The organism is Rhodococcus huquni, from assembly GCF_055231055.1.
The window spans coordinates 323775-348612 of the sequence record NZ_JBUYWE010000002.1; the positions used below are offsets into that span (position 1 = coordinate 323775).

General features: G+C 65.2%; 29 protein-coding genes and 1 tRNA gene. 13 read left to right on the forward strand and 17 right to left on the reverse strand.

What is annotated here, in order from left to right; genetic code table 11:
• Positions 1-43 precede the first annotated feature (43 nt).
• A complete protein-coding gene (locus ACZI8R_RS05065; protein WP_463378484.1) occupies positions 44-367 on the forward strand; it encodes a LysR substrate-binding domain-containing protein in 324 nt (107 codons plus the stop codon).
• Positions 368-473: 106 nt separating this feature from the next.
• On the forward strand, positions 474-950 hold the full coding sequence (locus ACZI8R_RS05070; RefSeq protein WP_463378485.1) for an anthrone oxygenase family protein: 477 nt from the start codon (positions 474-476) through the stop codon (positions 948-950).
• Position 951: 1 nt separating this feature from the next.
• Here the strand turns inward: ACZI8R_RS05070 and ACZI8R_RS05075 are convergent, their stop codons facing one another.
• Entirely contained in the window at positions 952-1386 is a 435-nt protein-coding gene (locus ACZI8R_RS05075; RefSeq protein ID WP_463378486.1) for a hypothetical protein, read from the reverse strand.
• A 79-nt stretch (positions 1387-1465) separates the two neighbouring features.
• Complete coding sequence (locus ACZI8R_RS05080) at positions 1466-2164, reverse strand: hypothetical protein (RefSeq protein ID WP_463378487.1); 699 nt, start codon at positions 2162-2164, stop codon at positions 1466-1468.
• Positions 2165-2255: 91 nt separating this feature from the next.
• On the opposite strand from ACZI8R_RS05080, the gene ACZI8R_RS05085 reads away from it, so the two are divergent.
• Positions 2256-2783: a peptidylprolyl isomerase gene (locus tag ACZI8R_RS05085; protein WP_463378488.1), complete on the forward strand. Its 528-nt coding sequence runs from the start codon at positions 2256-2258 to the stop codon at positions 2781-2783.
• A 29-nt stretch (positions 2784-2812) separates the two neighbouring features.
• The gene (locus tag ACZI8R_RS05090) at positions 2813-3733 is read left to right on the forward strand and encodes a rhomboid family intramembrane serine protease (RefSeq protein WP_463378489.1); all 921 of its coding nucleotides are present in this window, start codon (positions 2813-2815) and stop codon (positions 3731-3733) included.
• On the opposite strand, the gene ACZI8R_RS05095 is transcribed toward ACZI8R_RS05090, so the two are convergent.
• Both ACZI8R_RS05095 and crgA read right to left on the reverse strand, forming a co-directional pair.
• Positions 3730-4188 carry a PH domain-containing protein gene (locus tag ACZI8R_RS05095; RefSeq protein WP_463378490.1) on the reverse strand — a complete coding sequence of 153 codons (459 nt, stop codon included), beginning with the start codon at positions 4186-4188 and terminating at the stop codon, positions 3730-3732. The two genes, ACZI8R_RS05090 and ACZI8R_RS05095, sit on opposite strands and share 4 nt — an antisense overlap.
• 80 nt (positions 4189-4268) lie before the next feature.
• A complete protein-coding gene (crgA, locus tag ACZI8R_RS05100) occupies positions 4269-4532 on the reverse strand; it encodes a cell division protein CrgA (RefSeq protein WP_463378763.1) in 264 nt (87 codons plus the stop codon).
• Positions 4533-4681: 149 nt separating this feature from the next.
• On the opposite strand from crgA, the gene ACZI8R_RS05105 reads away from it, so the two are divergent.
• Positions 4682-5371: a DUF881 domain-containing protein gene (locus tag ACZI8R_RS05105; protein WP_463378764.1), complete on the forward strand. Its 690-nt coding sequence runs from the start codon at positions 4682-4684 to the stop codon at positions 5369-5371.
• Positions 5372-5393: 22 nt separating this feature from the next.
• The gene (locus ACZI8R_RS05110; protein WP_463378491.1) at positions 5394-6047 is read left to right on the forward strand and encodes an aminodeoxychorismate/anthranilate synthase component II; all 654 of its coding nucleotides are present in this window, start codon (positions 5394-5396) and stop codon (positions 6045-6047) included.
• Positions 6048-6084: 37 nt separating this feature from the next.
• Here ACZI8R_RS05110 and pknB read toward each other — a convergent pair whose 3' ends face one another.
• The 7 genes from pknB to ACZI8R_RS05145 all read right to left on the reverse strand — a co-directional run bounded on the left by pknB (position 6085) and on the right by ACZI8R_RS05145 (position 15685).
• Positions 6085-7989 carry a Stk1 family PASTA domain-containing Ser/Thr kinase gene (gene pknB / locus ACZI8R_RS05115; RefSeq protein WP_463378492.1) on the reverse strand — a complete coding sequence of 635 codons (1905 nt, stop codon included), beginning with the start codon at positions 7987-7989 and terminating at the stop codon, positions 6085-6087.
• Entirely contained in the window at positions 7986-9377 is a 1392-nt protein-coding gene (locus ACZI8R_RS05120; RefSeq protein ID WP_463378493.1) for a serine/threonine-protein kinase, read from the reverse strand. Before ACZI8R_RS05120 ends, pknB begins: the two co-directional genes overlap by 4 nt.
• Positions 9378-9379: 2 nt before the next feature.
• Positions 9380-10867 carry a peptidoglycan D,D-transpeptidase FtsI family protein gene (locus ACZI8R_RS05125; RefSeq protein ID WP_463378494.1) on the reverse strand — a complete coding sequence of 496 codons (1488 nt, stop codon included), beginning with the start codon at positions 10865-10867 and terminating at the stop codon, positions 9380-9382.
• The gene (locus ACZI8R_RS05130) at positions 10864-12321 is read right to left on the reverse strand and encodes an FtsW/RodA/SpoVE family cell cycle protein (RefSeq protein ID WP_463378495.1); all 1458 of its coding nucleotides are present in this window, start codon (positions 12319-12321) and stop codon (positions 10864-10866) included. Before ACZI8R_RS05130 ends, ACZI8R_RS05125 begins: the two co-directional genes overlap by 4 nt.
• The gene (locus tag ACZI8R_RS05135; RefSeq protein ID WP_463378496.1) at positions 12321-13769 is read right to left on the reverse strand and encodes a PP2C family protein-serine/threonine phosphatase; all 1449 of its coding nucleotides are present in this window, start codon (positions 13767-13769) and stop codon (positions 12321-12323) included. The genes ACZI8R_RS05130 and ACZI8R_RS05135 overlap by 1 nt, the downstream gene beginning before the upstream one ends.
• Complete coding sequence (locus ACZI8R_RS05140; protein ID WP_463378497.1) at positions 13766-14233, reverse strand: FHA domain-containing protein FhaB/FipA; 468 nt, start codon at positions 14231-14233, stop codon at positions 13766-13768. Before ACZI8R_RS05140 ends, ACZI8R_RS05135 begins: the two co-directional genes overlap by 4 nt.
• 168 nt (positions 14234-14401) lie before the next feature.
• Positions 14402-15685: an FHA domain-containing protein gene (locus tag ACZI8R_RS05145; protein ID WP_463378498.1), complete on the reverse strand. Its 1284-nt coding sequence runs from the start codon at positions 15683-15685 to the stop codon at positions 14402-14404.
• 230 nt (positions 15686-15915) lie between these two features.
• On the opposite strand from ACZI8R_RS05145, the gene ACZI8R_RS05150 reads away from it, so the two are divergent.
• The 3 genes from ACZI8R_RS05150 to ACZI8R_RS05160 all read left to right on the forward strand — a co-directional run bounded on the left by ACZI8R_RS05150 (position 15916) and on the right by ACZI8R_RS05160 (position 16690).
• Positions 15916-16001 (forward strand) — tRNA-Leu (locus ACZI8R_RS05150).
• A gap of 385 nt (positions 16002-16386) precedes the next feature.
• Positions 16387-16509: a hypothetical protein gene (locus tag ACZI8R_RS05155; protein ID WP_463378499.1), complete on the forward strand. Its 123-nt coding sequence runs from the start codon at positions 16387-16389 to the stop codon at positions 16507-16509.
• A 37-nt stretch (positions 16510-16546) separates the two neighbouring features.
• A complete protein-coding gene (locus ACZI8R_RS05160; protein WP_463378765.1) occupies positions 16547-16690 on the forward strand; it encodes a winged helix-turn-helix transcriptional regulator in 144 nt (47 codons plus the stop codon).
• A gap of 7 nt (positions 16691-16697) precedes the next feature.
• Here the strand turns inward: ACZI8R_RS05160 and ACZI8R_RS05165 are convergent, their stop codons facing one another.
• Positions 16698-17717 (reverse strand): FAD-dependent monooxygenase, encoded by a 1020-nt coding sequence (locus ACZI8R_RS05165; RefSeq protein WP_463378500.1) that lies wholly within the window; start codon positions 17715-17717, stop codon positions 16698-16700.
• Positions 17718-17772: 55 nt separating this feature from the next.
• Here ACZI8R_RS05165 and ACZI8R_RS05170 point away from each other — a divergent pair, with 55 nt between their 5' ends.
• The gene (locus ACZI8R_RS05170; protein WP_463378501.1) at positions 17773-18357 is read left to right on the forward strand and encodes a DJ-1/PfpI family protein; all 585 of its coding nucleotides are present in this window, start codon (positions 17773-17775) and stop codon (positions 18355-18357) included.
• Between the two features lie 7 nt (positions 18358-18364).
• Here ACZI8R_RS05170 and ACZI8R_RS05175 read toward each other — a convergent pair whose 3' ends face one another.
• Positions 18365-18841 (reverse strand): GNAT family N-acetyltransferase, encoded by a 477-nt coding sequence (locus ACZI8R_RS05175; RefSeq protein ID WP_463378766.1) that lies wholly within the window; start codon positions 18839-18841, stop codon positions 18365-18367.
• A gap of 637 nt (positions 18842-19478) precedes the next feature.
• Here ACZI8R_RS05175 and ACZI8R_RS05180 point away from each other — a divergent pair.
• On the forward strand, positions 19479-19820 hold the full coding sequence (locus ACZI8R_RS05180; protein ID WP_463378502.1) for an ArsR/SmtB family transcription factor: 342 nt from the start codon (positions 19479-19481) through the stop codon (positions 19818-19820).
• Between the two features lie 3 nt (positions 19821-19823).
• On the forward strand, positions 19824-20309 hold the full coding sequence (locus ACZI8R_RS05185; protein WP_463378503.1) for an SRPBCC family protein: 486 nt from the start codon (positions 19824-19826) through the stop codon (positions 20307-20309).
• A 29-nt stretch (positions 20310-20338) separates the two neighbouring features.
• On the opposite strand, the gene ACZI8R_RS05190 is transcribed toward ACZI8R_RS05185, so the two are convergent.
• Together ACZI8R_RS05190 and ACZI8R_RS05195 are read right to left on the reverse strand one after the other, a co-directional pair.
• The gene (locus ACZI8R_RS05190) at positions 20339-20683 is read right to left on the reverse strand and encodes a DoxX family protein (RefSeq protein WP_463378504.1); all 345 of its coding nucleotides are present in this window, start codon (positions 20681-20683) and stop codon (positions 20339-20341) included.
• A gap of 99 nt (positions 20684-20782) precedes the next feature.
• Entirely contained in the window at positions 20783-21640 is an 858-nt protein-coding gene (locus ACZI8R_RS05195) for an MOSC domain-containing protein (protein WP_463378505.1), read from the reverse strand.
• A gap of 106 nt (positions 21641-21746) precedes the next feature.
• Between ACZI8R_RS05195 and ACZI8R_RS05200 the strand changes: the two genes are divergently transcribed.
• Positions 21747-22577: an alpha/beta hydrolase family protein gene (locus tag ACZI8R_RS05200; RefSeq protein WP_463378506.1), complete on the forward strand. Its 831-nt coding sequence runs from the start codon at positions 21747-21749 to the stop codon at positions 22575-22577.
• 12 nt (positions 22578-22589) lie between these two features.
• Here ACZI8R_RS05200 and ACZI8R_RS05205 read toward each other — a convergent pair whose 3' ends face one another.
• On the reverse strand, positions 22590-24080 hold the full coding sequence (locus ACZI8R_RS05205; protein WP_463378507.1) for an alpha/beta hydrolase: 1491 nt from the start codon (positions 24078-24080) through the stop codon (positions 22590-22592).
• A 22-nt stretch (positions 24081-24102) separates the two neighbouring features.
• A complete protein-coding gene (locus tag ACZI8R_RS05210) occupies positions 24103-24756 on the reverse strand; it encodes a hypothetical protein (protein WP_463378508.1) in 654 nt (217 codons plus the stop codon).
• Positions 24757-24838 lie beyond the last annotated feature (82 nt).

Consider the following 24838-nt stretch of genomic DNA (forward strand, 5'->3'; position numbering starts at 1 on the left):
AACTCGTCTTGTCGCCGGGGCATCCCTCGCCGGCCGGAAGGAATTGGGCCTCGCGGATCTGGCTGACCAGGATTTCGTCGACTTCCCCTCGGGTACCCACGCCCGGGCTGAAACCGACGATGCCTTCAGTTTGGTGGGGGTGTCGCGGTGCATCGTCGTCGAGGCCGACACCACCGCTTCCATCCGCGATGCCATCGCTGCAGGTCTCGGTGTCGGGATGCTGCCACCCGATCCACTGACCACAGCCGTGGGTCTGAAGTCGGTGCAGGTGCACGACGCTCCCCGAAGGACCCAGCGGGTGATCTGGGCAAGACCGCCGTCACCAGCCGCATTGGCGCTGATCGACGAGCTTCCGCAGATCCCGTGAGTGGACGAACGGGCATGATTCTCGGACTTTCCGGTATTGAAGCGACACCTCTAGCGCCATAGCGTCGATATCGACAGCAATCACACTCCCGAAAGCGGTGAGGATCGTGCCGACCGTCGTATCCGACCTCGTTCTGATCGTGGCGATCGTCACGAACGGCCTGCTCGCAGGCGTGTACTTCGGGTTCGTCTGCGCGATTCGGCCGGCGATGCGCCTGGTCGACGATGCCACCTACGTCGACACGTGCCGATCGATCAACGTCGGAATCGTGAACGGTTGGTTCCTGCTCGCGTTCTGCGGGGCGCCACTGCTGGCAGTGACGACAGCCGTGCTCGAACTGTGGGACGGGCGTGAATCGCTGATACTGCTCGTCGTGGCGGCGGTGCTCGCCATCGTGACGTTCGCGATCACGGTTGCCGCGAACATTCCGTTGAACAACGCACTCGATCGGGCCCTTGTCGGTACCGACGAGGAACGACGGCGTGCACGGCAGAACTTCGAAGACCCGTGGAATCGGTGGCACCTCGTTCGCACCGTCACCGGGATCGCAGCCTTCGTCCTGCTGGGTGTGGCACTGGCCTAGGTCAGGCGATGAACGTGCCTATGGCGGGGTTGCTCTGGCAGATAGGACTGCTGCCCCAATTGATGGACCCGAATCCGGTGGCGATGACGTTGCCCATGCCGGTGTTCACGGTGGCCGACAGGTTCGGATAGACACCGCCGAGGTTGGTGATCCCGGACTGGCCGGTGTTGGTGTTGACCCACGCCACCGTTACCTGAGCGGCAGCGGGCATGGGGAACGCACCGGGGAACGAGTCGAATCGGATCACGCCGGGCGCCACAGTGTCGCCCGTCATACCGGTGATGGACATCAAGCTGCCCTGATTGGGGCAGCCCACCGTGACGGCAGCGCCGCCGAACGGATGGGGTGCTGCGCCCGCTGGAGCTGCGAGAACAAGCGCAGCCGCAACGGGCGCAGCCAAAGCGACAAAGCGACCGGCGGTTCGTAGAGCGGACATAGCCCCTCCTCATGCAGTGATCTACATCATATTCTCTGCATGGAGGTTGCCGATAGGCCGAAGTCCGCCCGGGTTGCGCCTACTCCGAGGACGGCGGAGTCGACGAAGAGCCGTCGTCCGCAGCGTGCTTGCCGTTCGTGCCGGCCGGAGGAGTGCTCTTTCCTGCAGAAGGCGCGCTCGGCTTGGGCGCCGGCTTGGCTGTGGGTGCCGGCTTGGGCGTCGGCGCGGGCTTGGGCGCGGCGGCCTTCGGAGTGCCGGGCGTGGTGTCCTTCGGGGCGCCGGGCGTGGTGTCCTTCGGGGCGCCGGGCGTGGTGTCCTTCGGGGCCGGGGCCGCCTTGGGTGCAGACGCGGCCGGCGTGGAAGGCTTCGGCTGCTCCTGCGCGAGAGTCGGCGGCGCCGGGGCGACGGGCGGCTGCTCGCGGTGGCGGCTCTTGTAGAACGCGACGCCGCCGGCAGCGACGGCACCGACACCCAGAGCGATCAGAATCTTCCGGCCCCGACGCTTCGGCTTCGGCTCGGGCTCCGGAAGTATCTTCTCCGCTACGGCCTGCACCTGAGGCACGGGCACGTGCTGGGCGCGCTCGGCGCCCTTCCTGGCCAGCTCGAGGCCTTGGCGGCCGAGAAACACTCCGGCCTGGCCGAGTCCACGGCCCACGGTGAGAGCGCCCGTACGGGCGATTCGGACCGCTTCGTCGACCTTCTCCGAGTCCTTCGCCCGCAGGAGCGGCTCGGGGATCGAGACGGACGGTGCTGTGAGGGTCTCAGTCGTGCGTGTCATGCTCTCACCTTGTCACAGCGCGCGTCCGGCTCCAGGAAAACGTGACTCCCCGAACAAACGTGTTTCCCGTATCGCGTGGCAACATGGTGGTGTGACTTCACCCAATCAGACTGCAACCGCAACGCTCCACACCAACCGCGGCGACATCAAGATCGCCCTCTTCGGCAACCACGCGCCGAAGACTGTGGAGAACTTCACCGGCCTCGCCGACGGCACGAAGGCGTACACCACCGCCAACGCCGGTGGCACCGACTCGGGCCCGTTCTACGACGGTGCGATCTTCCACCGCGTCATCGACGGCTTCATGATCCAGGGCGGCGACCCCTCCGGAACCGGCGCAGGCGGACCGGGCTACCAGTTCGCAGACGAGTTCCACCCCGAGCTGCAGTTCGACCGCTCGTACCTGCTGGCCATGGCCAACGCGGGCCCGGGCACCAACGGATCGCAGTTCTTCATCACCACCGGCGCGACCCCGCACCTCAACCGTCGCCACACCATCTTCGGTGAGGTCGTCGATGCGGAGTCGAAGAAGGTCGTCGACGCGATCTCCTCGACCAAGGTCGACCGCAGCGATCGCCCGGTCGAGCCCGTCGTGATCAACAGCGTCTCCATTTCCTGAAGACACACGCCTGAGAGGGACGAGACCGTATGACGAACCCCGGCTGGGGTGGAGCTGCGAACGAGGGCTCTCCGCCCCAGCCGCGGTGCGTTCGCCACCCGGATCGCCCCACCTCCCTGTCCTGCAATCGATGCGGCCGTCCGGCGTGCCCGGACTGTCTGCGTGAGGCCGCTGTCGGCTATCAGTGCGTGGATTGTGTGGCAGCGGCGAGCAAGAACCAGCGCGCTGTTCGTGGCGTCGCCGGCAACACGGTGACGCAGAAGCGGTCGACGCCGCTGGTGACCTACATCTTGATGGCGGCGAACATCGCCATCTTTCTCGCGACTGCCGCACAGTCCGGCAGCATCATGCGGAACGAGTTGGGCTCGAGTCTGTTCCGGGCGTGGGCGCTGTTCCCTCCGGCCGTGGCCGACGGCGACGTCGAACGCCTTCTCGGTAGCGGGTTCCTGCACTTCGGCCTGATTCACCTGGCCGTCAACATGTTCGCGCTGTACATCATCGGCCGCGACGTCGAACTGATTCTCGGCCGGTCTCGCTACATCGCCGTGTACGTGGCATCGATCCTCGGCGGATCGGCCGCGGTCATGGCGTTCCAGATCGACGCGCTGACCGCAGGGGCGTCGGGTGCGGTGTTCGGCCTGATGGGCGCAGAGGCGATCATCCTGCTTCGGCTGCGTCGCAGTCCCGCCCCGATCATTTCGGTCATCGTCATCAACGTGATCATCAGCGTCTCGATCCCCGGAATCTCGTTCTGGGGTCACCTCGGCGGGCTCCTGGCCGGCGCGGGTGTGGCCGCCGGACTGCTCTACGCGCCCCAATGGTTGGGCGCGGGAAACAACCGCGAGAAGGCGGTTCGGATCGGATGGGCGGCCGTCGCCGCCGTCGTCGTGATCACCCTCGGCGTGATCGTGCTGCGCGTCGTGCAGCTACGCGAGATGTACGGGTTCTAGTTCTTCTCGGGCGGAACCAGGCCGTGCGCGGCGAACGAGTCGAACACGTTCTGAGGCGTGGTGCCCAGATCCCATCGCCCGAAGATCAGCAATCGCTCTGTGCCGTCCGCGTCCGTCGCGTCGATCTCCAGCATCGGGACCCGCCTGCCCAACCGCGGATACCGGACGAGCCGCACGCGCGTGATCTCGGTCCGGGAGTAAGAGCGTCGTCCCGTGAGCTTCCGCACGGTGATTCCGCTGTCCGGGCCCTCGGTGTGGGCGACCAGACGTGGACGCTGCACGGCACCCGAAGCGGCAGACGCCAGCATCACCAACGCAGCGACCGTCACGAGTACGCGACCGGCCGGTTCCGTGGAGACCAGAAATGACGCCCCGACGAGGGCCAGGCCGCCGACGGCGAGCGCGACGATGACACCCCAAGGCGTCGCCCACTCGAGTTTTCCCTGTTCAGGCATAGGCCTATCCGAGTTATCCACAGGCTCTGTGCACAGTGGGGATGAATGACAACCGTGTAATTGCTACCGTCACCGAGCTGTCATCGCCACTTCATGGTCATGATGAGGCCGACGACCATGAAGCCGAATCCGATGAGGAAGTTGTAGGCGCCGAGGTCGTTCATCCACTGCAGCTGGTCGGCCGCCAAGTAGTAGACGATCAGCCAGATCAGACCGACGAGCATGAAGCCCAACATCACCGACACGTAGAGCGGGCTGGACGGACCGGCCTTCACTTTCCCCTGGGCGCGGGTTGCAGGGTTGATCGTGTAATCGGCCTTCTTACGGACCTTCGACTTCGGCATGACGTCCTCGCTCGTGCGGCTGTACAGGAGTGTGTGCAGGTAGATTCGTAACACCTGCGTCTGAGTACACGCTAACAGCGCAGGACACCGGTAGCGCAGGTACGTGGGAGGGCAGGAATCGAGTGGCTGGGAAGCGACCGAGCAGAGCGATGTTCTGGCGCATTCTCGTGCTCGTGGTGTGTCTGGTGGCCGGTCTGATGATCTCGACCACCCGCGAGGCCTCTCATGGCCTGGAGCTACGTGCCGGAGATTCCACCCGGTTGTCGGATCTCGTGCGCAACGCGCAGAAGAAGGTCGACGAGGTGGCTGCCACCCGAGACGACCTTTCGGCTCGGGTCGCGACCGTGCAGCAGCAGGCGGCGACCTCCGACTCCGGAGTCGCCGAGGCCCTGGAGCAGACCGACGCACTCGCCGCCGACGCCGGCCTCACGCCCGTGACCGGACCTGGCGTCACCGTGACGCTCACCGACGCGCCGCGCGGCGCGGACGGCAAGTATCCGGTCGACGCGACCCCGGACGACCTCGTCGTACATCAACAGGATGTGCAGAGTGTTCTCAACGCGCTGTGGGCTGGCGGGGCGGAGGCCATGAGCATGCAAGATCAGCGCATAGTCAACACCTCGGCGCCGCGATGCATCGGAAACACGCTGCTTCTGCACGGCCGCACCTACAGTCCGCCATACGTGGTGTCGGCGATCGGCGACCCGGCGCGGCTCGAGGCCACGCTGGCGAACGAACCGGGGATCCGAGTTTTCAAGCAGTACGCGACTCGGTTCGGACTGGGGTATTCGCAGGCCACGTCGCCTGATGTGAGCATCCCCGGGTTCACGGGCGGGTGAGCGGACGGCATACCCTCGACCCATGAGGATTCTGGTCGTCGACAATTACGACAGCTTCGTGTTCAACCTGGTCCAGTACCTGGGCCAGCTCGGCATCGAGGCCGTGGTGTGGCGTAACGACGATCCCGGAGTCACCGGCCCGGAGGCCATCGCGGCGGCCGCCGCAGATTTCGACGGCATCCTTCTCAGCCCCGGACCCGGAACACCGCAGCGTGCCGGCGCCACCATGGACCTGGTGACGGCCTGCGCGAAGGCCGGGACCCCGTTGCTGGGAGTGTGCCTCGGGCATCAGGCGATCGGTGCGGCCTTCGGCGCAACGGTGGACCGTGCTCCCGAGCTCTTGCACGGGAAGACCAGCGTCGTCCACCACAGCGGCGAGGGCGTGCTGGCCGGCCTACCCGATCCGTTCACGGCCACCCGCTACCACTCGTTGACCGTGTTGCCGGAGACGATTCCCGACGAACTCGAGGTCACCGGCCGCACGGACAACGGCATCGTGATGGCGATGCGTCACCGTGAACTGCCCATTCACGGAGTTCAGTTCCACCCCGAGTCCGTCCTCACGCAGGGCGGTCATCGGATGCTCGCGAACTGGCTCGGCGTGTGCGGTGAAGCTCCCGCCGAGGCTCTCGTGGCTGCCCTGGAAACCGAAATGGCCCAGGCTCTGGGAGCCTGAGCCACTTCGTTCGGTTCAGTCGGTCAGCGCGGCACGATCAGCGCGGAATCCCCAGGGCTCCGACGTTGACCGTGATGTTCGCGTCCTTCTCGATCTCGGAGCCGGGCGGCTGCTGCTGCGTGAGAATCTTGCCGACCATCTCGGGGTCCAAGGTGGACGTCTTGTTCTGAGTGATCGACGAGGACGATCCCGACCAGCCGGCCGCCCGCAGTGCGGAGAGCGCCTGGGAGACCGACTGGTTGGTCAGATCAGGCATCGAGATGTTGCTGCCGTTGGACACCCGAATCACGATGGTGTCGCCCTTGGCGGCCGTGGACCCGCCCGCGGGGCTCGACGACACCACTTCGCCGGACGCCTGCCCGGAGTCGATCTGCTGCTCGTCGACCTTGAAGCCCGCACCCTCGATGTTCGCCTTGGCGACCTGTGCGGTCTGGCCGGTGACATCGGGGACCCGGATCTGCTCCGGGCCGGTGCCGAGCGTGACCGTGACCGGGGAATCGACCGCGATGCTCGTGCCGGACGACGGTTCCTGGGCCACCACCTTGTCGACCTCCGCCGTGGTGGACGGCGTTCTCGCGACCTCGTTGTCGAGCCGCAGGCCCACTGCCGAAAGCTCCTGTTGCGCTTCCTCGCGGCTCAGGCCCGCCAGTCTCGGGATCTTCACTTCCTCGGGCCCGGTGGACACCTCGAGTGACACCGTGCTCTGACTTTCCACCTGCGATCCGGCGACCGGACGGGTGGTGATGACGTTGCCGACCGCCACGACGGGATCGGGTTTGTCCTGACGCGAGACGCGCAGCCCTGCGTTCTGCAGGTTGGTGATCGCTTCTTCGGCGCTCTGTCCCGTGACGTCCGGAATCGCCACGTTGTCCTTGGAGCCGCCCGTCAACGACCACAGGAACGCACCCACGATGCCCACCGCCAGGATGGAGGCGATGGCGATGAGTGCGATCTTCAACGGTTTGCGGTTCGACGGGCCGTCGTCGGTGGAGTCCGGCGATCCGGCGGGCACAGCCTTGCGTGGTGAGTTGTGGCCGGAGTCGACAGCACCGAGGAACGTGGTCCGGTCCTCGTCGTTCATGACCATCGGGGCGCTCGGACGCTGCCCACCCAGCACCCGCACCAAGTCGCTGCGCATGTCCGCGGCGCTCTGGTAGCGGTTGGCCGGGTTCTTGCTCATCGCCTTGAGGATGACCGAGTCGAGTTCACGGGGGATGTCCGGATTGATCTCGGACGGCGTCTGCGGATCTTCCCGAACGTGCTGGTACGCAACCGCAACCGGCGAGTCGCCCTTGAACGGAGGCTCCCCGGTGAGGACCTCGAACAGCACGCAGCCGAGCGAGTAGACGTCCGATCGGGCATCGACCTGCTCGCCGCGCGCCTGCTCCGGCGACAGGTACTGGGCCGTGCCGATCACGGCAGCGGTCTGCGTCATCGGGCTGGAGGCATCGGAGATCGCGCGGGCGATACCGAAGTCCATCACCTTGACCGCGCCGGCCCGGTTGATCATCACGTTCGCCGGCTTCACGTCGCGGTGGACGATGCCGTTTCGGTGGCTGAAGTCCAACGCGGCACACACGTCGGAAATGACTTCCATGGCCTCACGGGGCGTCATCGGCCCCTTGCTGCGAACGATGTCGCGCAGGGTGTCGCCGTCGACGTACTCCATGACGATGTACGGCAACGGTCCGGCGTCCGTCTCGGCCTCACCGGTGTCGTAGACCGCCACGATCGCGGGGTGGTTCAAGGCGGCCGCGTTCTGCGCTTCACGGCGGAAACGCAGATAGAACGTGGGATCGCGCGCGAGGTCGGCTCGCAGCACCTTGATCGCCACGTCACGGCTCAGGCGGACGTCGCGTGCCAGGTGGACCTCGGACATGCCACCGAAGCCGAGAATCTCACCCAACTCGTAACGTGAGGAGAGGTTGCGCGGTGTCGTCATGGCTGTCCTTGCTGCTGAGTCGTATCCGATTCCTCGGTAGTCGTCGCTTCGGTGGTCGTCGGCTCAGTGGTGGTGGTCGTCGGCTCGGTCGTCGTGGTGGTGGTGGTGCGCTCGGTGGTGGTGGTCGTCGGCTGTTCGGTCGTCGTGGTCGGCTCGGTGGTCGTCGGCTGGGTCGTCGTCGGTTCCTGAGTCGTCTCACGAGTCGTGGTGACCGGAGGCTGCGTGGTCGTGATCGTGCGCAGTGACGTACTGAGCGGCGGTGGCGTCGTCGGTTTGTCGTCGCCGCCGGTGTCGAACAGGATCATGACCAGCGCGATGACCGCGGCCAGAGCGAGCAGGCCGCCTGCGCCCCAGGCCATGGCCTTCTGTCCGCTGGACAGACCCTTCTTCTCGTCCTCCGGTTCCGGATCCATCGGTGACGCGGCAGCGTAGCCGGTGGTCGGGCCCGAATAGGAAGTTTGCGACGTCGGCATCATCTGCGTCGACCCGGTACCCATCGGCGGGAGAACCCGCCCGGTGGAGGGGCCGCCTCCCGTCCCGGGCGGCGGTGGCCGACGTCCGGAACGAACCGCGGCGACCGCGTCGGCGAACTCGTGGCCGTTGGAGTACCGGGCGACCGGGTCCTTCGCCATCGTGATGTCGATGAGCTCGCGAATGTTGACCGGGAGATCGGCCGGCATCGGCGCAGGGGTCTCCCGTACGTGCTTCATCGCCACGGTCAGGGCGCCTTCGCCGACGAACGGGCGGCGGCCGGACAACGCTTCGTAGCCGACGACGCCGAGGGAGTACACGTCGCTCGCTGCGCTGGCATCCTCGCCGAGGGCCTGCTCCGGGGCGATGTACTGCGCGGTGCCCATCACCATTCCGGTGCGGGTGACGGGGGAGTTCTCGAGTGCCTTCGCGATACCGAAGTCGGTGATCTTCACCTGACCGGTCGGCGTGATCAGGATGTTGCCGGGCTTCACGTCACGGTGCACCACACCGGCGTCGTGCGCTTCCTGCAGCGCCCGGCCGGTCTGCTCCAGCATGTCGAGAGCGTGCGGAACCGCGAGACGTCCGACCCGCGACAGCACGGTGTTGAGGGGCTCGCCGTTGACGAGCTCCATGATCAGGTAGGCCAGAGATTCGCCGGTGCTGTCCTGGATCTCGCCGTAGTCGTAGATGCCGGCGATGCCCGGGTGGTTGAGCTGGGCGGTGGTCCTGGCCTCGAAGCGGAACCGCTCGAGGAACTCGGGATCGGACGAGAACTCCGACTTGAGGACCTTCACGGCCACACGCCTGTTGAGGCGACTGTCCGTCGCCTCCCAGACCTGACCCATTCCGCCTGTGGCGATGAGCCGGATCAGACGATAACGCTGTGCGATGAGTGCGCCGTTGTTCAGTGCCACAGTCAGCCCCCTTGTAGTCCGGCTGCGATGACAGCGCGTCCGATCGGTGCCGCCACCGAGCCGCCGGTTGCGGCCAATGCTCTGTCTCCGCCGTCTTCGACGATGACGGCAATCGCCACCGTCGGCTTCTGGGCGGGGGCAAAGCCGATGTACCAAGCGTGCGGCGGTGTGTTGCGTGGATCGTTTCCGTGCTCGGCCGTGCCGGTCTTGGATGCGATCTGGACGCCGGGGATCTTGCCCTCGCCGCTCGTGTTGTTCTCCGATCCGATCATCAGATCGGTCAGGGTGGCCGCCACCTCGGGCGACATGGCCTGACCGGCCGAGACCGGGTCGGTCGTATCGAGATTGGACAGGTCAGGGCCCTGGAGCTGCGAGACCAGCTGCGGTTCCATCCGCACACCGCCGTTGGCCACGGTGGCCGCGATGACGGCGTTCTGCAGCGGGGTGAGGGCGACGTCGCGCTGGCCGATGCTGGTCTGGCCGAGCGCCGCATCGTCGGGGATCGAACCGATGGTGCTGTCCGCGACCGGGAACGGCACGCCGGGGCTGTCCGCCCCGATACCGAAGGCGTTGGACTGGTTCTGCAGAGCGTCGCCGCCGACCTTGATGCCCATCTCCACGAACGCGGTGTTGCAGGAGCGGGCGAACGCCTCGCGCAACGACGCGGTGGGAGCGTCACCGCAGGTGCTGCCGTTGTAGTTCTCGAGGGTGGTCGAGGTTCCGGGCAGAGTGATCTGCGGGGCAGCGGTGAGCTGGTCTTCCGGCGTCACACCCGCTTCGAGGGCGGCAGCCGTGTCGACGACCTTGAAGGTCGAGCCGGGCGGGTAGGTCTGGGACACGGCGCGGTTGATGAGGGGCTTGGACGGGTCTTCGTTGAGCGCCTCCCATGCCTGCGTGGACACCGCGCCGTCATGGCCTGCCAGCGCGTTCGGGTCGAAGCTGGGGGTCGAGACCATAGTGAGGATGTTGCCGGTGGACGGCTCGATGGCGACGACGGAACCGGTGTAACCCTTGGCGGTGAGTTCGTCGTAGGCGACCTGCTGCATCACTGGGTTGATGGTGGTCACGACGTTGCCGCCCCGCGGATCACGACCGGAGACGAGGTCGAAGAAGCGGCGGCCGAACAGGCGATTGTCGGAGCCGTTGAGGACGGTGTCCTCGGACCGCTCGAGTCCGGTGCTGCCGTACTGCATCGAGTAGAACCCGGTGATCGGGGAGTACGCCATCGGGCTCGACGGCGCCGCCGGATTGGCGGGGTACGAGCGCAGGTACTTGTAGCGGTCGTCGGTCGCAACCGACGCGGCGAGTACCTGGCCGTCGGCGGAGATCTGTCCGCGCTGACGGGAGTACTCGTCGAGGAGCACGCGTGAGTTACGCGGGTCTGCGCGCAGGTCGTCGGCTTTGATGACCTGCACGTAGGTGGCATTGGCGAGGAGGGCGACCACCATCACCATGACGGCGATGGCTACGCGGCGCAGTGGTGTGTTCATAAGCGCGGCAACATCTCGGTGGTCACGTCGGCGATCGGCGGGGGGCCGCCCTTCTTCTTCGGCTGTGCCGGGCGCCGCGCGGAGTCGGAGATCTTGATCAGGATCGCCAGGAGCAGGTAGTTGGCCACCAGCGACGAGCCGCCGTACGACATGAACGGGGTGGTCAGGCCGGTGAGCGGGATCAGCTTGGTGACGCCGCCGACCACCACGAACACCTGGACGGCGATGGTGAAGGCCAGCCCGGCGGCGAGGAGCTTGCCGAAGCTGTCACGCACGGCGAGGGCGGTGCGCAGTCCGCGCACCACCAGGAGCAGGAACAGCATCAGGACGGCGGCCAGGCCGATGAGGCCGAGTTCTTCACCGATGGTCGCGACGATGAAGTCGGTCTTCGCGAAGGGGACCTGCGAGGGGCGGCCACTGCCGAGGCCGGTTCCGGCGACGCCGCCGGTGGCGAGCCCGAACAGAGACTGCGAGATCTGGTAGCCGGTGTTGTTGTAGTCGCCGAGCGGGTCGATCCAGGTGCTCACGCGCACCCGAACGTGGCCGAACAGGTTGTAGGCGAACACGAAACCGAGGGCAAGCAGGCCGGTACCGATGAGAACCCAGCCGACGCGTTCGGTGGCGATGTAGAGCATCACCAGCACGGTCGTGAACAGCAGCAGCGACGTGCCCAGGTCCTTCTCGAAGACGAGGACACCCACCGAGACCGCCCAGGCCAGGAGGATCGGACCGAGGTCGCGGGCACGCGGGAAGTCCATGCCGAAGAAGTGCTTGCCTGCCGTGGTGAACAGGTCACGCTTCGCGACGAGCACGGAGGCGAAGAAGATGATGAGCAGGATCTTCGCGAACTCACCGGGCTGAATGCTGAAGCCCGGGAGGCGGATCCAGATCTTGGCGCCGTTGACCTCAGAGAACGACGATGGGAGCAGGGCGGGAATCGCCAGCAGGATCAGACCTGCGAGCCCCAGCGTGTAGCTGAATCGGGCGAGCAGTCGGTAGTCCTTCAGGAAGATCAGGATGGTCACGAATCCCGCGATGGCGAGGGTCGTCCACATGATCTGCTGGTTGGCGTCCGGTGAGGGCGTGGGCAGTCCGAAGGAGGCGGCGGACTGCTCGTCGGCCAGGTCGAGCCGGTGGATCAGCACGAGGCCGAGGCCGTTGAGCAGAGCCACGATCGGCAGGAGCAGCGGATCGGCCCAAGCGGCGAACCGACGGACGGCGAGATGCGCCACCAGGAAGAGGACGGCGTAGGTCAGCGCGTACTTGCCGAGATCCCAGGTGATGCTCTGTTCCTGGCTCGCCTCGACGAGGATCAGCGACACCGTCGTGATGACGATGGCGCAGACGATCAGGAAAAGTTCGACATTCCGGCGGTTCGACTGAACGGGCGCCGGCGCGAAACCTCCTGGCGGACTGGGGAAGGAGGCCCCGGGCGAAGCTGTGGACACTGACATCAGCCAGCCGTCCTACAGTTCTGACCAGGGATCTGTTTGGGCGTCGTCGGTGCGGCCTGCTCCTGATTTTCGGGAGCGGGAGCCGGGGTTTCCGCTGTCGGCGGCGCACCGGGAGCCGGCGGGGCAGGGGCGGGCGCCGGAGCGGGTGCCGGGGCAGGCGTCGGTTCAGGTGTCTTGCTTTCGTCCACGCAGACAGGCAGCAGGTCGTTCTCGACGAGCCGGGTCATCTGGTCGCGGACATCGTCGAGCTTTCCGGAGGGAAGACCGGCACGAACCTGCTCGCGTGCGGTGGGCTGGATGTCGTCGACTTCGAGGACGTTGCAGTCGGGCCGCACGTCACCGGGGGCGACGAGGTCGAGATCGCCCGAGTCGGAGACGCAGCCGAGAAGGTTCGCTTCGTGCAACGAGTAGCCCAGAACGGATCCGGGAACGCCGCGGAGCACGGTGACGCGATCGCCGTCGGCGGCCACGTAGTAGTTGTTGCGCACCAGGCTGCGGCCGACGAAGGCGGCAACGGCGAGCAGCACGATCAGCGCGAGGGCGATGAACACGAACTTCAGCTTGCTGCGTTTCTTCTTCGGCTCTTCCGGCGGCGGAGAGACGACCCGCTTGGGCGTGGCGCGGGGCGGGCGCATGGCAGCGGCACGGCCGGCGGCGGTGTCGGGCGGGGGAGTGTCCTCTTCGTCCTCGGCCGAGGCGGCGCCTGCCACGATCGGGTGGCTCTGGCCGTAGTCGAGGTCGATGACGTCTGCGACGACGACCGTGATGTTGTCCGGTCCGCCGCTGCGCAGGGCGAGTTCGATGAGGCGCTCGGCGCACTCCTCTTCGGACCCCTCGCGCATCGTGTTCTCGATGGTCTCGTCGCTGACCACGTCCGACAGTCCGTCCGAGCACAGCAGGTAGCGGTCGCCGGCCCTGGCCTCGCGAACGGTGAGCGTCGGCTCGATCTCGTTGCCGGTGAGGGCCCGCATGATGAGCGAACGTTGCGGGTGCGTGTGCGCCTGTTCGGCGGTGATTCGGCCCTCGTCGACGAGCGACTGCACGAAGGTGTCGTCACGAGTGATCTGTGCCAGCGAGTTCTCGCGCAGCATGTACCCGCGGGAGTCGCCGATGTGTACGAGACCGAGTTTGCTGCCGGAGAACAGGATCGCGGTGAGCGTGGTGCCCATCCCGTCGAGTTCCGGGTCTTCCTCGACGTGTTCGGCAATGGTGTCATTGCCGTCACGAGTGGCGGCCTCGAGCTTGCCGAGCAGGTCTTCGCCGGGTTCGTCGTCGTCCAGGTGGGCCAGTGCCGCGATCATCAGTTGGGAGGCGACCTCGCCGGCCGCGTGGCCGCCCATGCCGTCTGCCAAGGCCAACAAGCGAGCACCCGCGTACACGGAGTCTTCGTTGTTGGTGCGAACCAGGCCGCGATCACTGCGGGCGGCGTAGCGAAGAACGAGGGTCACGGGCGCAACTCGATTACCGTCTTGCCGACTCGTACCGGAGTACCCAGCGGCACGCGAACAGATGTGGTGACCTTGGCTCGGTCCAGGTAGGTGCCGTTGGTGGAGCCGAGGTCTTCGACGTACCAGTCTGCCCCGCGAGGTGACAGACGGGCGTGCCGGGTGGAGGCGTAGTCGTCGGTGAGGACGAGGGTGGAGTCGTCTGCGCGGCCGATCATGACCGGCTGCGTGCCGAGTGTGATTCGGGTTCCGGCGAGTCCGCCCTGCGTGACAACCAGGTATTTGGCGGTCTTGGTCTTGCTCATGGAGGGCAGCACGTTGGAGCCGCGCGAGTAGCGCGAGGTAGGAACGCGAACGCCCGAACCTGCGTAGATGTCGTTACGGAGGGTCCGCAGGACCGCCCACACGAACAGCCACAACAGAAGCAGGAAGCCCGCCCTCGTGAGTTGCAGAATCAAACCTTGCATCGAGCAGTCCACCTCCTTCTGTTTTCGTGCCGAACTCGCCGAATCATAGGGGCCACGCTGCCCCGCCGATCAGAATACGGACATGCGCCGACGAAACCGATCCGACACCGCATCACGCCCGACATCACATCGAACTGTGATGTCGGACGTTACAAACGCCTGGGGCGCTCAGAGGATGCGAACGAGGATCTCCGAATGACCGGCGCGGATGATGTCGCCGTCGGCGAGCTGCCAATCCTGGACCGGTGCGCCGTTGACCGTGGTGCCGTTGGTGGAGCCCAGATCGGAGAGCATCGCGACCTGGCCGTCCCAGCGAATGTCGATGTGGCGACGTGACACACCGGTGTCGGGCAGGCGGAACTGTGCCTCCTGGCCGCGGCCGATGATGTTGTTGCCCTCACGCAGCTGGAAGTGACGACCACTGCCGTCCTCGAGCTGCAGCGTCGCCGTGAAGACCTGCGGTTCCGGCGAGTAGCCGCCGGGCTGGTACCCACCCTGCTGGTAGCCGGGGTCGTACGCCTGCTGGTCGTAGCCACCCTGTTGGTAACCGGGCTGTGCATAACCGCCCTGCTGGTAGCCCGGGTCACGAAAAGCGGGGTCGTACGCCTGCTGGTCGTAGGCGGGCTGATCGTATGCAGGCTGCTGCTGGTAGCCCTGCTCCTGGTAGCCGGGATCGGCGTAGGAGCCGTCCGGGTAGCGGGCCGGAGCCGCCTGGTCGTAAGCAGCCGGGTAGTCCTGCTGCTGGTAACCCGGATCCCGGAAGTTGGGGTCGTAGTCGTACTCGTCCGCGCGGCCGACCTGCTGGTCGAATGCGGGAGCCGCCGGGGCGGAGTAGCCCGGGTTCTGCGGCGGGTAGGCGGGCTGCTCGTAGCCGGCGCCGCGGTCGAAGCCGTTCTGGTAAGCGGGCCCGTCCTGGGCGTACCGCTGCTCCTGACCCACGTGGGCGTGACCGTTGCGCGCGTACTCGGGGTCGGGGCGGCGGCCCGCCGCCGGGTCGCGGCTGGGGTCGTAGCCTGGGTTCTGCGTCATGGGGCCAGCTCCTGGTTTCGACGTGGCTTGTGCAATCGGTGGGCGTCCGGCATCCGGATCTACAGAACCTCTGGTTCGGAACTGTCCCGTGTGTAGCGATTCAGAAGGCTCGAACGCGATCTGGACAGGACCATACGTCTGCCAGCCCTGATCGCGAATGAAGTCCTCGAGGTGACGGGAGAAGGCGCGGACAGTCAAGTCCCTGTCGCTCGCCAACGCGTCGTGATCGGAATTGTTGATGGTGATGACATAACTGTTGGGGGCGAGACGATGCCCACCTTCCAACTGCTGCACCCGATCGGTGGCCTCCTGCTGAAGCGCAGACTCCACCTCCTGAGGCATCACATTGCCGCCGAACACCCGGGCGAACCCGTCACCGACGGCCCCTTGGAGCTTGCGCTCGAAACGCTGAACTATCCCCATCGGAACCTCCTCTCGGTGCCGCCGTGGCGGCTGTCGCTGGCAATGCGTGTCGTGACACCAGGGTGTCAGCGTCCCACGGTACTGTCATCGCGTTGCCAAGCGGCGCATGTCCACCCTCTTGCATGATATCCGTCTTCACGGAGACGAGCGGATCTGCGAGGGTCTTTTGCCATCTGAACTGCACGAATCGTAATAAATTGATGCCTCGTGTTAATGTTTTCGGGTTGCTCGGGCGAGTGGCGGAATGGCAGACGCGCTGGCTTCAGGTGCCAGTGTCCTTCGGGACGTGGGGGTTCAAGTCCCCCTTCGCCCACCACCAGCAGTTCCACGAACTGCGACCAACGAGGTCACGAACTCGAAAGAGTGCGTGACCTCGTTTTTTGTTGAGAACGTCATACGTGCGCCGTCTCTTTTTCCGTGGATGGATCGGGGGCAGAAAGTTCTGGCACCGAGCGCCGCATGAACTGGTCGAAGTGCGGGACTGTGAAGGCCGCGTATCCGTGGTTCGGGGTGTAAAGAAGACCCTTTTCGATCAGTCCGGATCGGGTAGGCGCGCGCATTGCTGTGATGTGCGGTCCAGGAGACGCGCGACGTAGCCAGCCAGTTGCGCGTCACGACCAAGTTCGGCCACTGCCCGAAGGTATGCCTGCTCTAGTTCGGTGGCGCGGTCGAGCCTGACCCGAAATAAGCTGCTGTCGGGCTTGTCTTCGTACAACGGTGCCGCGGCCTTCGGGCTCGAGTACGCCGAGGTGAGCCGCACCGACCACCAGTTGTTCGTCAATGCATTCCGCGAGGGCGAGATAGTCGGGGTGTCCGCCTACTAGCGGATTCTCGTCTTGCTCACCTCGTCCGAGGATTCTGCTGCGTGGATATCTCGTGGAGCGCGAAGTAGCACCGATGACTCCACCGCAGGTGACCTGCAGCATCACCACTGAAGGTCGGAGCCTGAATCAAGTCGTCAAGGCTCGCCGCGAATGGGGCCACCGGCACGAGACGCGGTCCTGACAAGTATTCACTCGATCACGCCTGGGAAGTTCCTGGCGACAAGGCTTCGGCGGTGGTCACGGAATTCGTCGCGGCGAGCCGCGAGAGCCGCTGTCACTGTGTCGGTGTCGAAGTTCTCGACGACCGTGACGGCGTCGAGGAAGGCATCTCTCGCCCCGCTGCCGGCGGCGGGCGTGATTGCGTGGTCCGCGTCGCCGATCAGCGGCACCGCAGCATTCGGTGGTAACCGATCCGTGAGGGTCACGTTGTAGGCGCGGGTTACCACGGCCCGCTCGGTGGAAGCGTCCAGCTCTGCAATCAGTTCTGCCGCGGGCGGTTCCAGTGATTCGACGGCGGCGCCGACAAGCTCGTCCACGGGCAGTCCTGGGTACTCGTCGACGAACACCCGTGCGAACCAGCTGGTTTCGTCGCGGGTGGGACTGTAGACATAGCCGAGTGTCGCTCGCGAAGACGGCGCGGGGAGAAAGTGCAGCGTGCCGTCTGGGGCCGTAGCTCTCTCAGGTCTACCGCGCATGGTCGCGTAGAGCACCTGTTGCCCGCAGTACCGCGCCGCCACGTCCGGCTCGAGGACGGCGCGGACAGATGAGAACGCACCATCGCTGGCGATTACGTAGTCGAAAGCTTGCACGCCGGGTGCGCTGCTGGTGCTGATGCACACGCCGTCACCAGAAGTGGAGACACCGCTGACCTGGGTTTCGAAATGAACCGTCGCACCGCGCTCCTGGGCGGTACGGAGAAGTGCTTCGAGGAGTTGCGGACGGTCGAATTGCCGCAGACCAGGTTTCTGCCCAGGCGGATTGGAGCCCAACTGGATTCCGCGGAGTGCGATCGAAGAGTCGAATAGAACGTCCCTCGGGGCGACGGCCGAGATGCGTTGCAGGCTCTCCCCGCCGACCATGAAGAACGAACCGCGGCCGAACGTCGGGTGAGACCGACTTTCGAAGACGTGGACCTCATGTCCCCTCGCCGCCAGACCTGCCGCGACCGTCAACCCGGCGATGCCTGCTCCCACGACTGCTGTCGACATCCATCGACGGTAACAGCGCTGTGCCTACACAATGGAGTTCAACGGAGGGAGCCGCATGACCGAGAAGACTATTGGGATCTACCTTTTCGAGGGTTTCGAGGAGTTGGATGCATTGGGCCCGTGGGAGATTCTCGCGAGCTGGACGCAACAGCATCCGGCAGACGGGTGGAGTGTTCGCCTTGTCGCGGACACAATGGATCCGGTTCGGGCGGCGAAGGGAGCAGTGATTGCGCCGCAAGAGGCTCGGGGAATGCTTGACGTCGTCATCGTCCCTGGTGGCGATGGGTCTCGCGCCGTCATGCACGACGAGCAGGTGCTCGACTGGCTTCGCGAGCTGAAGGAGTCAGGTGCGCTTGTCGTGAGTGTGTGTACGGGTGCGCTCGTGCTGGCCAGCGCAGGTCTGCTGTCGAATCGGCCTGGCACCACGTATTTCGCGGCAGTCGATGAATTGCACGCCATTGACGGTTCGATCGCTGTCCATCCGCAGGAGCGGTGGATCGACGATGGTGACATCGTCACCAGCGCCGGTATTTCTGCGGGAATCGACATGGCCTTGCATCTGGTCGACCGCCTCGCGGGAACCGAACGGGCTCGCGAGGTTCGCCGCCACATCCAGTACGACCCCGCTCCTCCGGTGTGACCTCCACTCAGAACTCACGTAAGTAGCAGAGCATTCTGTAATCCGTGCCGGGTTGGATGTTGACGAATCCGTGGCGCTCATAGAATCGGCGGGTGTCGACGTCGATCTCATCGACGTTGATGTGCATTTCGATGGCACCACGTTCTTCGATCTCGGCGAAAGCACCGCTGAGTAGCTGTGTGCCAATACCTTTGTCGCGCAGTGAAGGACGAACGTACAGCTCCTCGAGTTGTGCGAGCGATCCGTCTCCGTACGGAGTAGGGCGCAAGGTGAGATAGGCGAACCCGACTGCGTCCCCGCTCTCGGCCAGGAGTACGAGCACATCGTCGCGTCCGAGCAACCCTTCGAAGCGGGCAGCAAACTCCTCGGCGGAAGGTGTCGGGGTCTCGAACTCGGTGTTGAAGTCGTACAGCAAACGCCCGACCACCACTGCGTCATCCGCACTCGCGGTGCGAACCTCGAAAACCTCAGCCTGCTCGGTCACCGCCTCGAGCTCCGCAGCCGGCTCAGACCCAGATTCGTCAGGTGCTTCCTCATCCGAACTGCTGTCGTCTTCGGAAGATGACGAGGGCACGGGCATGAGCGAGGCCGGCCCGAAACCGCTGTAGGAGATAGCGCCGAGCATCCGTCCACGCCGCAGTTCGTCACCGATCTCGGGGTCGGAGAGGGCCGCGGTCAGTGACTGGCCGACTTCACGCAGTGTGGTCCCCGAAAGGGCGTGACCGTGCTCCTCGGCCACGGACGCGGCACGGTCGGTCATCGTCGAAAGAAGTGACGCACGGCGATTGGCCAGTGAACGCAGTTGGTCGCCCTGTAGCGCCTGCTGTGCCGAACGAAGCGTCGCCCCGAGTTCGACAAGTTCATCGACACTCTCGGGTATGGCTCGCACGAGCAGGTTGAGTGCCCAGCCGGTGGTTGTGGGCTTCTTCAAGGCGCCCACCTTTTTCGCCAGGGCTTTGTCGCCTTCCTCTTTCGCGCGCGTGACTGCCGCGCGCCGAGCGGCGACGAACTCGGATGGGGGTACCCCGTAGAGGTCGTCCGCGATGCTTTCGAAGTCCACGCATCGATTGTCGCGGACAGGGTCTTGACAACATACAACCAATTGGTTGTATGTTGGATGTATGGCCGAGACCGACGAGGACAGGGCGGACGCCCTGTTCCATGCACTTTCCGACCGCACCCGGCGCGACATCATCCGGCGCGTGCTGGCGGGGGAGTGCTCGGTTTCGGTGCTGGCGGAGAAGTACGACATGAGCTTCGCCGCCGTACAGAAGCACGTTGCCGTACTGGAAAAGGCCGGCCTGCTCACCAAGCGCCGCAGCGGCCGCGAGCAGTTGGCCAGCGGAGACGTGGTGGCGGTGCGGTCGGTGGCGTCCATGCTCACCGAGTTGGAACAGGTGTGGCGTGGTCGCATCAAGCGCATCGATGAACTGATCGAATTCGAATCGACCAAGGAGGACTGAACCATGCCTGTAACCGACGTCCAGCAGGACCTCGACAACTTGACCCTCACCATCACCGCCGAGTTCGCGGCTCCCGTGGAGCGGATCTGGCAGGTCTACGCCGACCCCCGCCAACTGGAGAAAGTGTGGGGTCCGCCGACCTACCCGGCAACCGTGGTCGACCACGCCCTCACGCCGGGCGGCCGCGTGAACTACTACATGACCGGTCCCGACGGCGATAAGTTCGCGGGATACTGGGAGGTCACCGCGGTCGACGAGCCGAGAAGCTTCACCTTCGTAGACGGCTTCGCCGACCTGGAGTTCACTCCTAACACCGACCTGCCAACTTCGTCGAACGTATATACGTTCGACGAGCACAACGGTGGCACCCGCGCCACCTACGTGAGCACCTTCGAGTCCGCTGACGCCCTCCAGCAGGTGCTGGATATGGGCGTGGTCGAGGGAACTTCGTCGGCCATCAACCAGATCGACGACCTGGTCGCGACCTGACCGAGAATGCCGCCGTCGTCTGGCGATAGTCACAACAAGGCCTGGCCGATGGTCACTACAAGCGTCGCGATGCTCAGCATGAGCGCGATGATGGCCGCACCGAAATGCCGATCGCCAACCCGCACGTGCGCGCCGATCGCACACATGAAGAAGAGCACCAACCCGGTGGCGGCGGCAATGCCTATCGGACGGAAGACTATCCCGGCGAGGAGGCCGAGAGCTGCTGCCGTGAAGACACCACCGATGGGCCGTATCCATATCTCTGGCACCTGGACCTGCCGCGCCGCATCGACCGGCACGGGATGATGAGTGAAATTCGCCCAAGCCCCGCAAAATGCCATCACGACCGTGATAGCGGTGACGGCGATGTACATGCCTTGCATCTCGCGCTCCGTTCACGTCGATTCACCACGAACCGCCTTCTTCTATAGACGTTCGTGGCCGTCTGGACGTGACACGTGTTCTCGGCCGGCTCAGATGTCAGCAGTGCGGTAGGCGTCGACTATTACGGTGTCGCCGATGGAAATCCTGCCAGTGGCAGTGACGGCGTACTTGGTACCGAACACGGTGCCGCCGTCGGCGCCGCGCCGGTAGGTGGCCAGCGTCCGCAGCGGTTCCGGGCCAGTCTTCGTTCCCAGTGCCTGGTCCACCGTGGTGACGACACAACGGATCGCCGGCTTCGCGAATCCCAATGCAGCGTCGCCGATTCGGGCGCGCCGGATCGTGTCCTCCACATGCGGGGTTTCGACACCGTCGATCACGATGTTGGGACGAAAGCGCTCCATCGGTAGTGGTGGAGAACCTTTGTCGACCATCTTGCTGTTCAACAGCGTGAGCGATGCTGCCGACAGAATATGGATGGGTGCGCTGTCTGCAAATGCGGACGTACCCGGTGTCAGGCCGTCCGTGATCCGCTGGTGGTCGGGTGGTACTCGCATCAGTCGGCTGGGTTGGTCCAGACGTGCCGAGAGCCAATGCGCAACAGCGTCGCCTTGGTCCAGTCCTTCGTAGGTGACGCCGAACAGGTCGACGCGGCTACGTTCGGGAGTAGTAGCAGTGGCGAATCGTATTGGTGCGCTTCCGGCATAGTGCAGTTCGAGTTGGCTGCCACCGCTGCTGATTCGGGGGCGTATCAAGGCGAGGGTCGGGTGCCGGCGTTGGGTGCACGCCTTTCCGTCCGCATCGACGATCACGAAAGTGCGATCGTGCTCGAGTCCCGCTGACGTCACAGCAGATTCGAGTAGCGAGACGGGCGCACACCCTTTGACGGGGTAGCAATACAGCGCCGAAACACGCAGCGCAGGTCGGTGCTGCTCGTCGGCAAGCTCCATTCTGCGTTCCCCTCGATGACCTTTGGCGTCGTGTGCATCGTATCGAGCACGTGATGAGGTGAAACCCCTACTGTGATTGGTAGGCCCACGATCAGGGGAGGTAGTGATGGAAACCATCACCGGCACTGCGGCGGGTGTGCCGTACACGGCACTGCCACCGGCCGGCGTCACCGATGTCTCGGCGCCCCTGATCGTCACATGGCACATGCTGGACGCTCCTCGCACGGACGCCGCCTTCGCCGCCGCGTTGCCCATGGCGGGGGTGCCGGCTTGGCGGGTGCATCTGGGCATGCCGATGTGTGGCGTGCGCATGGTCGGCAACGGGTTCGACGCCGTCATGGAACTCATCCGCAAGGACGCGCTGATGGCATATCTGGCGCCGTTTCTCTACCAGGCTGCAGACGAGTTCCCTGCGGCATTGGCAGCGCTGCGCGACCAACTCCCCGTCGGCAACGGGCCGGTGTGTGTGCTCGGTGGTTCGCTCGGTGGATCTGTCGCCCTCGAGGTGCTGAGCTCGGGAAACGTCCCGATCAACGCGGTCGCCCTGGTCAATCCGGCTGTGCGAATCCGGTCGGCGGTCGCGCTGATCGAGACCGAGGCAGGGCAGCCATATCCGTGGACGGAGGAGTCTCGCACTACCGCCGATGAACTCGATTTTGTTGCCCGTACTGCCCGAGGTCTGACGACGCGACCACCGTTGCTTCTCGTCAGCGGCGAGCGGGATCACCCGGCGTTCCGGACGGACGCCGCCGCTCTCGTCGACGCGCTTCGTGAGCAGTATGGCGACCCGAACACGGTCCAGTTGACGACCGTGCCGGATCTGGCGCACCCGCTGGCAGAGGAACCCGGACTGGAGCCGGCACCGCAGCTGCCAGCGGCCAAGGCTGTCGACAAGATCCTCACGCAGTGGTTCGTCAATCAGCTCGCGGCCAACTGATTCCTGTTCGGCTCACGGTGGACAGGTGGTGTCCGCTTCGAGCATGGTTCCTTCGACCAGGTAATCGGTGATGACGTCTTGGGCGCACTGGTTCTTTCCGAGAACATAGACCCCATGACCACTGCCGTCGACGGTCAGTAGTCGGGATCGTTCGCCGAACTTTTCGTCGATAAGCTCGCCGCCACGAAGCGGTGTAACGGGGTCCCGTTGGTTCTGGGCGATGAGAACGTTTGTCGGCCCCTCGTTCTCGATGTCTACCGGCGGTTCGATCGGGTCGGATTTCCAATACGCGCAGGGCATGATGTTGGCGGCGGCCGCGCCGAAGAGCGGATGCGTCGCGCGGTCGTCGGCCACGGCCTGCTCATAGGTGGCGACGTCGTCGGGCCATTCGACGTCGTTGCATGTCACCGCGAGGAACCCCGACCAAGTGTTGTCGTGCGGCGACAGCGCCCCGCTCGCCGGGGGCTCCGGCGAAGGTTCGGCCTCGGCGGGGTCGAGCAAGGATTGCCAGGTCTGCGCGGCTGTCTCATACGACGCCGGGTTGTACAGCGTCACGAAAGTGACCAGGCGGAACGTTCGGCCGTTGATCCCGTCCACTGGAGTTCGGTCGAGTCGCTCGGCGAGGGTGACATAGGTGTCGCGCACCTTTTGCGGGGTGCGACCCAGTCCGAATCGATCATGCTGCGTGGCTGCCCATTTCGCGAAGTCCGGGAACGTCTCTTCCATACCTCGGCCGTACCTGCGCATCCCGTCGCGGTCGAGGTGCGTGTCGCCGATATTGCTGTCGAGCACGATCCGGTCGGAACTCTCGGGGAACATCGACGCGTACGCGGCACCCAGTGCGGAACCGTAGGAGTAGCCGAGGAAGCTGGCCTTCTCCTCACCGAGCGCTGCCCGTATCCGGTCCAGGTCACGGGACATGTTTGCCGTCGTCACATGACGTAGCCGTCCGTCGTCGTTGGCTGCGCATCGTTCGGCGACCTCCTCGGCGGTTGTCGCCTGCTCGGCGAATGCGTTGTCGTCGAATGCGTACGGCGGGACCGCACCGTAGTACTCGAGGTCGTCGGTGAATCCGCAGCCGATAGCCGACGAGTGCCCGACACCGCGGGTATCCATGCCGATCAGGTCGTAGCTGTCCAGCACACTCTGCGGCATCCCCAGTGACGCAAGGAACTTGGGCTGATCCAGACCGGTTCCGCCCGGCCCACCCGGGTTCAGCAGCAACACGCCTCGTCGCGCGACCGGGTTCTCGGACGGCAGCCGGGAGATCGTGATGTCGATCTGTCTGCCATCGGGATCGGCGTAGTCCAGCGGCACCGGCACAGTGGCACACTGCAATCGGGACGGCCCGTCCTCTGGTTTCTCGACACCATCGGGGCAGGCATGCCACTGCACTTCCGTCGAGCGCTCTGCTTCAGTCTGGGCAGGGGCCTGCGAGCAGCCGACGAGCAGACCCGTCACCGCGACCGCTACGACCGCCGGGCCGAACAAGTGGGATGTCATGCGATTCCTTTTCCGACGCCGGTCAGGTGCCGGCGCCGTCGAGTAGCCAGTGGTAACGCAGCCGAAGGGCCCGTTCGACGCTGCCGATCGCAGCGCCGACACCCAACGCGATGTTGAGCCACACCGGTAGGTCGACGGGGGAGTGGAAGATGCCGACCGAATCGGCGATCGGCGGGATCTGGGATATCGGTCCCGCGATTTGCAGCACGAGGAGGGCGACGCCGATGAGCAGCATGATCACCGAAAAGACGCCGATCGCTCGGCTCGTGACGGGGCGGTTGTGGGCAAATCGGGCGTGGCGACCCTCTGCTGAGGCGGGGTCCGGGCTCAGTTGTCGCTCGGTGCCATTGGCGGTCACGTAGTGGCAGCGTTTTAGGCCGGCGCCGCTCATCGCCACCTGAATCGTGCCGCCCTCGACAGGGAGTGCGGCCGGCAGTTTCGAGTAGGAAACGTGTCTGCCGTCGCGGTACAGGTCGGCCTTCACGTCGCCCGAACTCTGGTTCTGCCAGTGACGGACGTCCACGGCATACGCCACCTCACGCCCTGTGGAATCGGTGAGGCGAAGGTGAAACAACGCGCGCCCCGGCAGTTGCCACCACCGAAAGCGCTGCAATGCGCGCCCGTCCCCCGTCCGAACACGGCTCGCCGCACGCCGCTGTTTCATCTGGTCGAACATGATCATCACCTCCACTGGCCGGGGATCGACAGCCACTAGCACGCTGTACTGTTGTTGTCGGTGAGAGGAATCTAGCACACTG